The organism is Tenacibaculum sp. MEBiC06402, from assembly GCF_049239625.1.
Taxonomy (GTDB): Bacteria; Bacteroidota; Bacteroidia; order Flavobacteriales; family Flavobacteriaceae; genus Polaribacter.
This window is the reverse complement of sequence record NZ_JBMKKT010000098.1, coordinates 1-14,355: the sequence shown is the minus strand read 5'-3', so window position 1 is coordinate 14,355 and position 14,355 is coordinate 1. Positions and strand designations below refer to the sequence as shown.

10 protein-coding genes are annotated in these 14,355 nt (G+C 31.2%); 5 read left to right on the top strand and 5 right to left on the bottom strand.

The features are described 5' to 3' along the window. The 4 genes from ACOSP6_RS11650 (at position 1) to ACOSP6_RS11635 (ending at position 5,299) form a co-directional block, all read left to right on the top strand. Positions 1 to 2,121, top strand: a complete 2,121-nt coding sequence (locus ACOSP6_RS11650; protein ID WP_422092634.1) for a glycoside hydrolase family 97 protein — start codon at positions 1 to 3, stop codon at positions 2,119 to 2,121. A gap of 11 nt (positions 2,122 to 2,132) precedes the next feature. Continuing rightward, positions 2,133 to 3,566 carry an alpha-amylase family glycosyl hydrolase gene (locus ACOSP6_RS11645; RefSeq protein WP_422092633.1) on the top strand — a complete coding sequence of 478 codons (1,434 nt, stop codon included), beginning with the start codon at positions 2,133 to 2,135 and terminating at the stop codon, positions 3,564 to 3,566. Positions 3,567 to 3,811: 245 nt separating this feature from the next. Beyond that, the gene (locus ACOSP6_RS11640) at positions 3,812 to 4,594 is read left to right on the top strand and encodes a hypothetical protein (protein WP_422092632.1); all 783 of its coding nucleotides are present in this window, start codon (positions 3,812 to 3,814) and stop codon (positions 4,592 to 4,594) included. Positions 4,595 to 4,735: 141 nt separating this feature from the next. Beyond that, a complete protein-coding gene (locus tag ACOSP6_RS11635) occupies positions 4,736 to 5,299 on the top strand; it encodes a DUF4251 domain-containing protein (protein WP_422092631.1) in 564 nt (187 codons plus the stop codon). A 221-nt stretch (positions 5,300 to 5,520) separates the two neighbouring features. On the opposite strand, the gene rlmF is transcribed toward ACOSP6_RS11635, so the two are convergent. Beyond that, a complete protein-coding gene (rlmF, locus tag ACOSP6_RS11630; protein WP_422092630.1) occupies positions 5,521 to 6,387 on the bottom strand; it encodes a 23S rRNA (adenine(1618)-N(6))-methyltransferase RlmF in 867 nt (288 codons plus the stop codon). 74 nt (positions 6,388 to 6,461) lie between these two features. On the opposite strand from rlmF, the gene ACOSP6_RS11625 reads away from it, so the two are divergent. Then, positions 6,462 to 6,836, top strand: coding sequence for a rhodanese-like domain-containing protein (locus tag ACOSP6_RS11625; protein WP_422092629.1), 375 nt, complete (start codon positions 6,462 to 6,464; stop codon positions 6,834 to 6,836). 68 nt (positions 6,837 to 6,904) lie between these two features. Here the strand turns inward: ACOSP6_RS11625 and ACOSP6_RS11620 are convergent, their stop codons facing one another. The 4 genes from ACOSP6_RS11620 to ACOSP6_RS11605 all read right to left on the bottom strand — a co-directional run bounded on the left by ACOSP6_RS11620 (position 6,905) and on the right by ACOSP6_RS11605 (position 14,228). Beyond that, positions 6,905 to 8,161, bottom strand: coding sequence for a hypothetical protein (locus ACOSP6_RS11620; RefSeq protein ID WP_422092628.1), 1,257 nt, complete (start codon positions 8,159 to 8,161; stop codon positions 6,905 to 6,907). Positions 8,162 to 8,169: 8 nt separating this feature from the next. After that, a complete protein-coding gene (locus ACOSP6_RS11615; protein ID WP_422092627.1) occupies positions 8,170 to 10,374 on the bottom strand; it encodes a DNA cytosine methyltransferase in 2,205 nt (734 codons plus the stop codon). Positions 10,375 to 10,397: 23 nt separating this feature from the next. Beyond that, positions 10,398 to 10,595: a helix-turn-helix domain-containing protein gene (locus tag ACOSP6_RS11610; RefSeq protein ID WP_422092684.1), complete on the bottom strand. Its 198-nt coding sequence runs from the start codon at positions 10,593 to 10,595 to the stop codon at positions 10,398 to 10,400. 420 nt (positions 10,596 to 11,015) lie between these two features. Next, complete coding sequence (locus ACOSP6_RS11605; protein ID WP_422092626.1) at positions 11,016 to 14,228, bottom strand: AsmA-like C-terminal region-containing protein; 3,213 nt, start codon at positions 14,226 to 14,228, stop codon at positions 11,016 to 11,018. Between the last annotated feature and the right edge of the window lie 127 nt (positions 14,229 to 14,355).

The following is a 14,355-nucleotide window of genomic DNA, read 5'->3' as shown; positions in this document are numbered from 1 at the left end:
ATGAGATTTGTATTTAAAGCACTGCTTATCTGTTTCGTAACAGGTTTCATTTCCTGTCAGAAAGAAGTTTTAGAGAAAAGCGTTAGTTCACCAAATTCCGAATTGAATGTAAAATTTGACATAAATGAATCTGGTCAGCCATTGTATGAAGTTTCTTTCAACGGAAAAATAGTGGTAAAGCCGTCTTTATTGGGTTTTGATGTAAAGGATCAAGAAGCTTTAAACAAGAATTTTACCATCATTAAAACAGCTACAAGATCTTTCAATGAAACATGGCAAATGCCTTGGGGAGAACAGTTAAATGTTGAGAATAATTACAACGAACTAAAAGTTGAATTGGAAGAGAGTTCTGAATTAAAAAGAAAACTAAATATCGTTTTTAGAGTTTATAACGATGGAATCGGATTTAGATATGAATTTCCAGAACAGGATAATCTAAAAGATATTTATATCTCTGAAGAACAGACCAATTTCAATCTTACCGAAGATTATAAAACATTTTGGATTCCAGGAGATTGGGATATTTACGAGCATTTATATAGTACGACGAAACTTTCAGAAATTGATACTGAAAATTATAAAGTGAATAGTGCTTTGGCTCAAACTTCAATTCCGAATAAAGCAGTAAACACACCAGTAACTATGGTAGGTTCAGATGGAACGCATTTAAGTTTTCATGAAGCTGGTTTATTAAATTATTCAGGAATGACTTTAGGAGTAGATGCTAATGAACTTTCGTTAAAAAGTATATTAGTTGGATCTGACAATCGTGATTATAAAGTGAAACAATCCGTTCCTTTTAATACACCTTGGAGAACTATTCAAATTACTAAAAGTGCACCCGAATTAATAGAATCTAATTTGATAGTTAACTTAAACGAACCTAATAAAATAGGTGATGTCTCTTGGTTTACTCCAATGAAATATACTGGTGTTTGGTGGGAAATGCATTTAGGAAAATCTTCGTGGGATTACGGTATGGAGAAAGTTAATGGGAAATGGACTGATACTGGAAAAGCTCACGGAAAGCATGGTGCAACTACAGAAAATGTGAAGCGTTTTATCGATTTTTCTGCTAAAAACAATATTAAAGGTGTTTTAGTAGAAGGTTGGAATACGGGTTGGGAAGAATGGATTGGTTTTGAAGATAGGGAAGGAGTGTTCGATTTTGTAACACCATATCCAGATTATGATTTAGATGAAGTGACTAAATACGCCAAAGAAAAGGGTGTAGAAATCATTATGCATCATGAAACTTCTGCAGCAACTCAAACCTACGAGAAACAACAAGATACGGCATATGCGTTAATGAAAAAGTATGGAATGCATGCTGTTAAATCAGGATATGTTGGAAAAATTATTCCAAAAGGAAAATATCATCACGGTCAGTACATGGTTAATCAGTACAATGAAGCAGCGATTAAGGCTGCAAAATATCAGGTGGCTGTAAATGCTCACGAACCGATAAAAGCAACAGGTTTAAGAAGAACTTATCCTAATATAATTTCTAGAGAAGGTTTACGTGGACAAGAGTTTAATGCTTGGTCACCAGATGGGGGAAATCCCCCTGAACATTTGCCAATTGTGGCTTTTACAAGAATGTTAGCTGGACCAATCGATTTCACTCCTGGTATTTTTAACATCAAGTTTGATGAGTACAGAAAAACAAATCAGGTAAATACTACGCTAGCACAACAATTAGCTTTGTATGTGGTGATTTATAGTCCGGTGCAAATGGCGGCAGATTTAGTTGAACATTATGAGGCAAACCCTGAACCACTTCAATTTATTAAAGATGTTGGTGTTGATTGGGAAAAGACTAAAGTTTTAAATGGTGAAGTTGGTGATTTTGTAACGATTGCTCGTAAAGAGCGAACTACAGAAAACTGGTTTGTAGGAAGTATTACTGATGAAAACTTAAGAGAAATTACAGTAGACTTTAAATTTCTGGATGAGGGAGCAACGTATAATGCAGTAATTTATAAAGATGGAAAAGATGCACATTGGAATGATAATCCAACTGCAATTGATATAGAAAAACAAACAATAACGAAAGATTCTAAACTTACGATTAAACTTGCCGAAGGAGGTGGTTTTGCGATAAGTTTACTAAAACAATAACAACAATTCAAATGAAAAAACTTCTTGCAATGGCGGTTGTAGCTGCCATGATTTCTTGTAAACAAGAACCTAAGGAAACAACAGCACAAGTTGAGACGAAAACTGAAGATAAGAACGCAATTGCTCCAATAACAAATGAGATACTAGAAACTGCAGTTATTTACGAAGCTAATATTCGTCAATATTCAAAAGAAGGAACTTTTGATGCGTTTACGAAAGATATTCCTCAGTTAAAGGAATTAGGAGTGAAAATAATTTGGTTAATGCCTGTATTTCCAATTTCTAAAACAAAACGTAAAGCAACTGGAGGAAAAGATAGTAAGTTCGCTTCTGAATTTCCAGAAGAAGAAAGAGCTAAGTATTTAGGGAGTTATTACGCTGTTTCTGATTTCAAAAAAATTAATCCAGAGTTCGGTACAATTGAAGATTTCAGGAAATTAGTTAAAACAGCTCATGATAACGGAATTTATGTAATCTTAGATTGGGTGCCAAATCATACAGGTTGGGATCATACTTGGTTAAAAACAAATCCAGATTTTTATACAAAAAACGATAAAGGAGAAGTGATTCATCCTGAAGGAACGGATTGGACAGATGTTGCTGATTTAAATTACGATAATCCTGAATTAAGAAAAGAAATGATCAGTGATATGTCATATTGGATTACAAAAGAAAATATTGATGGTTTCCGTTGTGATGTAGCTGGTTCTGTACCTACAGCATTTTGGCAAGAGGCTGTTCCTCAATTAAGAAAATTGAAAGATATTTTCATGTTAGCAGAAGCTTGGGAACCAGGGTTATTAGAAGGCAACTTATTCGATATGGCGTATGGTTGGGATCGTCACCACGCTATGAATCATATTGCAAAAGGAGCACATAAAGTTGCTCATTGGAATGAAACGTATGCAAAAGATACTGCTAGGTATGCGAAAGATGATATTTTAATGACGTTTGTTACAAATCATGATGAAAACTCTTGGAACGGTACTATTGAAGAGAGAATGGGAGATGGTGCAGCGCTATTCACGACTTTAAGTTACTTAGTTCCAGGAATGCCGTTAATTTATTCGGGACAAGAATATGGTTTAAACCATAGATTGAAGTTTTTTGAGAAAGATTCAATTCCAAAGACAAAAGGGAAGGAGTGGAGCTTGTTACAAAAGTTAGCTGAGTTAAAACAAAACAATAAAGCTTTACATGGAGGTAAAGAAAGTGCTGATTACAAAGTTGTTGAAAGTAATAACGAAAATGTATTAGCATTCACTAGATCAAAAGCTGATGAAGCTGTTATTTTTATTGGAAACTTATCTAAAGAAAATCAATCATTTACAATTGATTTAGACGGAGAATTTTCAGACTATTTCACGGGAAATACGATACGATTAGGAAAAAATAGTTCGTTGGATTTAGCACCTTGGCAATATTATGTATTGAAAGTCAATTAATTTTGAAAAAGAACATATAAACTGTATAAATTAAAAGAGGCTCTGGTAGCCTCTTTTTTTATGGGACGCTATAATTTTTCGTTGAAAATTACTTTAGTTTTATAACTATTTTATTGCTCTTCTTTTTCCTATTACAATAAGGTGTTTTTCCTAGTGTTAGTTCTTTAATCAGATGATAGTTTTGCCTCCAGAATTTACGATAACTATTAAAAATCCAACTTAAAAAATTAACAAAAACAAAAAAAATGAAAGTATTTTATAATTACATTATTGTAGCATTGAGCATTTTAATTATTGGTTGTCAAAGTGAGCCAGAAGTTGTAGAAACAGAAACAGAATTAGAGGAAACGTTTGATGTTATTGAAGTAAAAAAATTTCAAAGTGAAGTTTCTAATATAACTCACAGATACAATTATTATGGTAAAGAATTTCAAGTGACTTATGTGTATAATAATGAAAAAGACGAAGTAATAGATGCTTATGGAGATGAAAAAATTGCTAAAGAAGTCTTCGGTAAAGAGGGTGGACCAGAAGGAACTTTAGTAACTGCTGTAGAAGGAGATGAGAGCCACAAAGAAATTTCAATGAAAATCTTTGATACAGCTGATGAAATTGATGCCTACACTGAAAAAGAGCTTAAAAGCACACAGACAGCTAGCCAAAATTATGCTTCAAAAAATAGTTGTTTTAATGTTGATTTACCTGGTAATGATGAAATTAGATTCTTTGAAGATATCAACTATGTATGGGAATTAGCAGACATAAGAGGATTAAATAAAAGAACTTACGGAATTCAATACTTAGGTCATAATAATGATAGAATTAGTTCTTTTTACATGAGATCTTCAGCATTTCAACAAGTAAGTTTTTATGAGCATAGCTGTTACTCTGGAAAGCGATTAACATTTAATAAATATCACACTTCACAGTTTTTTGGAGTAAACAATTTAAGACACTACACACTTTCAGGAACGTGGTTTTGGAGAAAATCATGGAATGATCAAATTTCTTCGTTCTGGATGCCATAACATTTTGTTATAAAAAACTTAGTATGAGAGAGATGAATATCATCTCTCTTTTTTTGTAATATGCTCTAATAAGCAAAGTTTTAACTAAAATTAAACCAAATTATAGCTGAATTTTGAGTAAATTTATAGGAAAAGTGAATTATGAGAACGGCATTTCTATACATATCGATTATTTTTTTAATTGTTGGATGTTCTTCATCCGAAAAAGTAGTTTCTGCTGAACAGAAAAGTAAAGTGGAGAATTTAGTAACTACAAAATCTTTTAAAATAGATTCTCAATGGGCGTATCCATTAGTTACAAGTTCTCTTATTAGTCTGCAAAATGCTGGTTTCTTTCCGAATAACAGCACAGCTAGCATGATTGATATCACAGGCCATAATCAATATTTTATTTTTAAGAAAGATTCGGTAAATGCAAGCTTACCTTATTACGGAGAACGTCAAATGGGAGCGGCTTATTCGAGATCGAATAGTGGCGGAATTGAATTTAACGGTGTTCCTGAGAATTATTCAATGACAAAGACAAAACGAGGCGATTACAGAATTAAATTTAAAATTAAAGATAAAAACGCATTAACAGAAACCTATAATGTGAGTGTTTTAATTTATAAGAATATGTCGGCTAAAATCAATGTATTCAGTTCTAATCGATTTAAAATAGAGTACAGAGGGAAATTAAAAGAGTTAGATGCTAAGGATATCTGATTAGATTGCCATTCCCGAAGTCTCGAGACTATTTTATTCCTTTTTTCGCAATGACGTGAACCTCGCATAACATAACGTCATTACGAAGCCAAATACGCTTAAAGTAATCTAATCAGATTGCCACTCCCGAAGTCTCGGGACTATTTTATTACGTTTTTCGCAATGACACAAAACTAATAAATATCGTCATTACGAAGCCAATTACGGCTGAAGTAATCTGTTTATTTATCAAACGGTTTAATAAAAGACCAAGCGATAAAACGTGTTTTTTTATTACCATGTTCCATTGGAATTATGGTGTAGTTGGCCTTTAGCTTTTTCAATTGCTTTTCAATTTTAGGTAAATTCTCTTTTTTTGAAACCAAACTTGTATAATAACCTACTTGTGTTTTAAAATCAGCACTTTGTTTGATCATACGCTTTAAAAACAACGCTTCTCCGCCATTACACCACAATTCGCTATGTTGACCACCAAAATTTAATTCTGAGGCTCCTTTTCCTAAATTCGTAAGCTTTTGCTTGGCATTTTTTGCAGCATCTTCTTCAGAAGTGTAAAATGGAGGATTACAAACGGTAAAATGGAAATAATCATTGGGTTGAATAATTCCCTTAAAAATATTGGCACTATCAGGTTGATGTACAATTGTAACTTTTTCTGCTAGTTTAGGTGTAAAGTTGATATTCTTTTGTGCAGCTTTTACACTTTCTAAATTAATATCACAACCAACCATTTCCCAGCCATACACTTGAACACCCAAAATGGTATAAATTGCATTCGCACCAACTCCAATATCTAAGCCTTTAATAGGTTGATTTTCATCAGATAGCAAATCGGAAATATGGTGAATATAATCAACGCGACTCGGAATAGGAGGGCAGAGGAAACCTTCTGGAAGCTCCCAATTTTGTAGTTGATAATGATGTAGTAACAGTGCCTTATTTAGCGCAATCACAGCTTTTGGATTTGAAAAATCAATAGTAAAATCGTTTGTATGCTGATTTTTAATAATAAAATTTTCTAAATCAGGGTTGACTTTTGATAATTCTTTAAAATTATAGTGCGTGTTATGTATGTTTCTAGGATGCATGGATGTCAAAAGTATAAAACAAAATGTTTATCACATATTTTTTATTTTTGTTAAAACAGGTAAACTACATTATTATGTTAAATAGAATTATTCTTTTAGTAGGTTGTATTATTATGTTGGGTTGTAACTCTCAACAAACTAATGGAGCAACTTTAATTACTTCTAATGAGTTAAAAGCAGTTCTTGATAAAGAAACTGTACAATTAGTTGATATACGAACACCACAAGAATTTTCTGCTGGTCATATAGATAAGGCCATTAATGTGAACTATTTCTCAGATAGTTTTAAATCGGATATAAATACTTTACAAAAAGATAAGCCTGTGTATTTGTATTGTAGAAGCGGAAACCGTAGCGCTAAATCCGCTAGAATACTACAAGAACTTGGTTTTACTAAAATATACGATTTACAGGGAGGCATTATTGCATGGAATAGTTTTAATAAATAGAATACTTCATGATAGGATTGAGGTTTTAAAATTATCTATTTAACATAATATAAATTATAGGTCAATTATTATAAATCAGGTAAAGAGCAGACCTCTGTTATTTTTTTCCAATTGAAACTAACATTAGGTGTTCCAGCTGAATTACTTTTAAGACCTAATGAATTCCATAAAATCTCTTCATACTTCAAAAAACTAACGGTACTTGATGTATTTGCTATTCTCTTTGGATTGCTTTTAATCATACCTCTTGAATCATAGTCTTTTAACATTTCTTGCTTAATTTGATTAAAATCGTATGAACCTTTATATTGATTACAAAGTTTATCTAAATCAAAAATTAAATCTAAATGGTTACCAGTAAGTAATATTGTTTTTATAAAATAATCAAAGAAAAGTTTGCTCGAAGGACCATTTACTAGTCCCAAATGATATAACTTGAAACCATCCTCTGTAATTTCTCCGTTAGAATCAATCATTTCAATATGTTTCAAAAAAGTAACATAATTTTTCCTAACAGAATTATAGTAATTGTCACTAGTAAATGAAGAATCAGCATCTTGGTATAGTTTCTTAATTGCAACCACTTTATCACTACCTGATAACTTTTTTACCTTATTAATTTTCTTTTCCATGAATTTTATATGCTTAGCTCCACTTAAAGTTTTAATAACATTACCATGTAAATCAAATACATCTGGAGAACTCAGGCTTCTAATACTATTACTTGGGAATAAAAAATTATCCCAACAATATGCAAAACCATCTTCTTCTATTTGCCCTGTCTTTTTCAAATAATAACAATGAAGTAATAGATGGAATAAAGGAACTGGTAAATCTTGATGTTTTGCCCAAAATCGATTGTTCGTTATAGTATTACTAATCGAAACACTATTAACTAAAGAAACATTATTCATCAACTTAACATTTGAGGGATTATCATTATCGTAAGTGATCAATCCTACTGGTAATTTTGTACTGATCTGTGTTGTAAAAAGATCAGATATGAATTGCCCAATTTTAAAATCCTGTAAATATTCAGGAATAACAAGATATGAGAGATTGCTTGAATTTAAGTAGGCAATTGATTGCCCTAGTCCTGTAAGAATACCTCTTTTTGTTTCGGTTGGGGGTTTAAATTCAAATGCAACAGTTAATTTATTTGTATCATCTTTAAATGCTGCATCTGGTGAAGGAAAGTTACTATTACATCCAATTCTATAAAAATCAACTCCAGCTCCATTAACCGAAGACCAAGCTGCTGATTTAAAATTATATAATATTTTATCCGTAGTAGTTTTAGCAAGTAAGTGGTGGTTAATAGACATAAATTATATTAGTTTATCATTGAATACTTTGCAAGATGAGTTGTGTTTTCAATTTCCCATTTATTATTAATTATTGTTCTTAACCTTTCAGCAAAAATCTGGGCAACGATAGGCGGAAATGCATTCCCTACTTGTAAACATTGGTTAATTATAGGTCCAGTAAAAACATATCTATCTGGAAAAGTCTGTAATCTTGCAGCTTCTCTAACAGTTAAAGTTCTATTTAAAGTAGGATGGACAGGAAACGCGTTATGCCCAGGAACTATAGTTCCAGAAGGCTTGTTTCTGTCTAATCGTTTAAACACATGGCTAAAATTTGAAATAGGTTTCCCTGTTTTAGTTCCTATGCGCAAATGTTGTGGAATTTTTTCAATATCCATTTTTTTTCCTTCCTCTATATAACTAAATCTTTCTTTAACTATTTTTGAATGTTTAGGTGGCACATGGTTTTTATATTTTTCATAACTTTCAGGATGACTAATATCAGATATTGCTTGTCCTACGGTTCTATAGCCTAATTGCCAATCTTCAGGATTTAAATAAAACTTTGGCTTCGGCCAAGGGAAAATATATTCGGTTTTAGTCCCTATTAATATAAATCTCTTTCTTTGTTGTGGTGCTCCATAATCAGCTGCATTAATTACTTTTGATTCTGTTCTATAACCATTTTTATTAAAAAATGCCGTGACCTCTTCAACATATTTACCTTTATGAGCAGATAAAATTCCCGGTACATTTTCCATTATAAACCATTTAGGAGATACACCAACAACTATCTCTGCAAATTCATGAACCAGGTTATTTCTTTTATCCGATCTAATATCGTGATTTTTTGTGTTTACAAACCTTCTATTTCCAAAAATAGAAAAGCCCTGACATGGAGGTCCACCAACAATTAAATCAACTTTCTTTTTCTTTAAGTGAGAGATAACTTTTCTTATTTCATTTTTATCTGATAAATCACTGTGCCAACATTCATCATTTGGATGATTCATCCTGTGGGCAGCTACAGCATATTCATTATAATCTACACTCAAGACACAATCTAATCCAGCAGCTTTAAACCCTTCAGTAAATCCACCAACTCCCGCAAATAAATCAGCAAATTTCAAATTAGCTCGTCCTTTTTTACTTTTCTTCTTTATTGAATAATCTGTTCCAACATTAATTGATTCATTTGGTTCCTCTCCTATTTTGGTTGTTCCAAAAATGTGGTTTTTAACAACATCTGCTAATTTAGCTGCAAAAAGTGGAGGAACTGCGTTACCCACTTGAATGCATTGAGAACGTCTATCTCCTTCAAAAATATAAGAATCTGGGAACGTTTGAATTCTCGCTGCTTCACGAGGAGTCATACTTCGATTCAATGTAGGATGTACCGGAAGTGCATTATTCCCGGGAACTATCGTACTTGAAAATTCAAACCTAGATAATCTCGTATAAGTATTTCCAAAGTTCTTACGTCTTATATCTTCAGGCAAATCTTCAGGTTTGGGTAATTTACCTCCTTCTGGAATTAATTCATATCTCCTAGTTACAACTTCACTATGATTTAAAGGAATGTGATTCGGAAAGTCATTTTCCTTACCTACTAGATCCATAATAGCCTTACCTACATTCTTATAAGATTTTAATTTACCAAAACTAGAACTTTCATGAGTTGGAAAATAAAATTTCGAATCTATTTTTGTTCCATAAATAATAACTCTCTGTCTTTTTTGTGGTACTCCATAATTAGAGGTGTCAAGTAATGAGTAGTGAATATTATATCCAATATTCAAAAAGTCATTAACTACTTTTTCAAAGAAACGGCCTTCGAACATTGTTCTTATTCCTTTTACATTTTCAAATATAAAACTAGTTGGATTTAACCACTGAATGACATTAGAATAACTTTTAAATAAATAGTTTCTTGGGTCGGCAGAGTTTTTGTTTCCCATATTTGAAAACCCCTGACATGGTGGCCCTCCAATTACAACATCAATTTGTTTCCCTTTAGTTAAATCCAAGATCTCTTTTTTCGTAAAAAGATTTATGTCTTTTTCTATATAAGGTATATTCTTAAAATTTTTATTAAAAGTTGTTTTTGCATGCTTCATAATATCTGTAGCAAAAACAATGTTAAACCCTGCTTCATGAAATCCTATATCTAAACCACCTGCGCCTGTAAAAAATGATGCTACATTTAGTTTTTTTTCTATTTTTTTAGCCATAAATAATTTAAGTTCTATAAATTTTATGTAGTTCTTTTTCCTAAAAGCGATTTTTTTACCGAAACATCCAAAACTTCAGCAATTTTGTACAATAACTTTAGTCTTAGTTGTTGTCTATTCTGTACATATGAATTAACCATATTATAACTTTTACCTAATTCATCAGATAACCAAGTTTGCTTAATACCTTTTTCCTCTAAAACCTCTTTAATGCGATTAATTTTAAGTATAATGAAATATAAATATGTAATACGAATATCTCAATTAATGAGATACATTTGACATTTTATAAAAATATTTATCAACATGTTTTTAAGTCATTTCATACACATTTTACCACTACTCTTTTACGCTTCTAGCAAAAAAGACTAGTCAATTACGTTTTTAAAGAAATTTTTGACAAAAAAAGATAAAAATTGGAATGAAAACTTCTTCTTTTTACCAAAGCGAAGTTATCCTTCAATTACGTTCGGGATAAACTCCAGGCAAAACATTATAGTACACTTTTAATATTGGATTATCCAGTGAATGATTCAATATTAAAACAACATTTAGTTTACAGATTTGATTTGTGGCACTGTATATTTAGAATTACACTTAAATAATTATAATAATCATTTTAGATTTAATCATGTAAAAAACTACTTCTTTTTAGGCTTCTTTTTCATGGACACTTTAAAATCATCCACAGTTCCGTGTAATTTTAAATTTAAGTATCTTACTTTCTTATTAGGATCAACTTCTATAATTTCATCCTCTTCTTCTTTAGTACCACTATTTTTATTGTTCTTAAATAATTTATACCAAACAGCTTTCCTAACAGTTTTCCAAGGAATTCTTAGGTAATATTCAATATTATTGTTCAAATCTTGTGTTCCAGATAATTCCATATGTCCTAATGTGGATTCAATCGTCATATTAGGAATCGTTATGCGTCCGTTGTTTATATCAATATGATTTTGAATGGTGTCAAATTTAATATTGTTCAGGTTTTTATCGCCCATATAACTAGACAACAATTTCATAGGTTCATAATTCTGCAATTTTCCATTAAAAACTTTTACATCCATATGAATTTCAGATTGATCTAAATCTGGCACTAAATCAGGATAAATTCTAATTTTTCCATCTATTGTAGCAGAAACATGTCCTTTTAAATTATCTGATATCAAATGATCTTGCCCAAAATTTTCAAACTTAAATAAGAACTTATCCAAATCAATTTTAGTAGTTTTTATATTCGGTTTCAGGTAAATTTTCTTTGGATTACTACCGTTAAAGTAACCAGACATATCAAAATTACCTCCAGCCGCATTCATATGTAAGGTATCTACATAAATGTAATGATTCTGTGTTGTGCGTAATTTTGCTTTTATGTCTTGTAAATGAATCCGTTGATACATAAAATAATCTACATCAACATCAAATTTCATATCCGTAAATGGTAACTCATACAAATTAAAAGCATCTGCATGAGTTGGAACATCTGCAGTTTTTGATTTTACAGTTATGGTTGCTTTTTCTGTTGGTTTATCAGGAGGAAACAGTTGGTCATAATCAATATAATTTGCTTTGAAACTAAGGTAATTGTCTCTTTTTTTAATCGCTTCATCATCTCCTAAATAATAGTTCAAGCCAATATTAAAAGAAGTTCTACCTATTTTACCTATAAAATCTTTCACTACAAGATGGTCATCTTCATAATGAAAATCACCTGTAAAGCGTTCAAATCGTAATGGATGTAGCTGCATTTTGGTATTCAGCTTGTCTAATTCTAAATCTATAGAATGCAATGTTGATGCTTTATAATGCATACTAGAATTCACGTGCAATTCTAGTTTTTTAAATTCTTCATGTCTATATTCTTCTGGAACATAATTTTCACCTTGATACGAGAAAATGTCTTCCAAACGTAATACATCCGACTTTAAAGTGATATCTAAATCTACGTCCCCATTCAATTCTTTTTGCATCCAAAAACCATAATCATGTACCAATCCGTTAAAATGAAAATCAGAATCGTCAATTAAACCTGTAAAATCTTTGATTTTAAGATCTTTGTCATCGATTAATACATCTACATGAAAATCATGAAGTTTATGTGGATAATGCTTTAGTTTCGCATTAAGACTGTCTACAAAGAACTCACCTTTCGGTAAATATTTACTTTCGGTAAAAGCCTTTGCTGAGGATTTAAATGAAAATCCAGCAGTTAAATCTTTAATTTGCTCGTCTATACCTGTTTTTATGCTATCTGTCGCAGAAAACCGGGTAAGTTCAGCAATATCTAATAGGTCCGATTTAATATCTAAATGCGTATCGACGAGTGTATCTGTATGATGTACAATTGCAGGTAGATCTGACAAGTATCCAGTTATTGAAATATCAGAGTTACCTAAAAGCATATCAAATTGATTGATAGTTGCTTTTTTACCATTCATTACTATATGTGCATTCAATTTTTTTAATGGCGCAGGAAGATCTTTGGAAGATAAACTGAGGCTATCAATTTTTAACTCACTATAATACGCCTGATTCAACCTACTGAGTGCTAGTTCTGGGTTATTAATATCCACAATATCATGAAAATTCATTTTTAAGGAAACATTTCCAGATGCAATATCTACGTCACTTAAGTTTAAAAAATCAGTTATAAATTCAAGATTAAAATCTGTATTCAATCGCATATCTATCTCTGGTGCATCAAAATTATTGATTACAACATTTCCTAGAATTTTTCCTTTTCCAAGTTTGGCAGTCATATCTTCTAGTGAGAATGTTGTGGTACGAGAACTTCGTTCTTTACCATTCGTAAAATGCCCTTTAAAACCAATATTTTTAACTCGTTTACCTTTGTTGGTGTTTTCTAAAAAAGCTTCACTTACACCGAAATTTACGTCAAAAAAAGGTACTTGTTGATTCAACGTAGGTCCTTGAACCACTGCGTTAAAATAAATTTTCCCCGCATTTTTATAACGTTCTAAAACAGGTATAAGATCTTCTGGAGCAAAGGCGATAAGCATATCAAAATTAGGCTTCGCTCCTTTTATGATAAGATCGAGATCAAAATCGTTTTTGGTGTCTATTTTTCCTTCTAATTCAAAATCACCATGTTCCATAGTAACTCCAGAAGGTTCGATGGTAAGCAATCCAGTATCTTTATCAAGACTAATGTCTGTATGAAGATCGAAATGTTTGTGTTTTATATAGGTAGTATCGCCGTTACTAATTAAATTCATTTCAAACTTAGTATCAATATGTCCTGAAATAATTTCATTATCAATATTGAAACCACCATCAGCGTCATAAATAAATGTTTCCAAGTCTGTATTTTGACCTTCATCTTTTTTGTGGATATCTAAATTGTGTAATTTTACTTTTTTAAGTTTAAAATCTATGGGCTCTTCACTTGCTGTTTCATCAAAAGGTTTTAATGCGTTTAATAGATTTAAACTTTTATCTTCATGAATTACAATGTCAAAAAATCCTTCCTCTACAATTAATGATTTTATGGTATAATTTCCATCCAAAATATCCCACAAATTAAAGCCTACGTAAATATCTTTAACGTCCAGAATAACCGCTGAGTTTTCACTTTTAGTTTCCTTTATTTTTAAATCATCTACTTTAAAAGAAATATTAGGAAAATTACTAAAGAGTGATAAATGCGTGTCACCTATATCGATAAAACCTTTGTGGGTTTTGTTAAGTTCAGCTATATGATCTTTAATTATACTATTCTGTTTAGTATTGATATATAACACCGTAACAAGGAGAAATAATAATGGTATAAGTATTACAGAGGCAATAAATCGCAACCAGAATTTTCTTTTTTTGAAGGCTTTAAATTTCATAATACTCTTATGATTATTATAGCAGTATAAGCTTATTAATAAATCTTTAAACTAAAATTGAATACCTGCAATATATATTAAAAAAGAAATGTCAACCTGAATTTATTTCAGGTTCTCATCATAAATA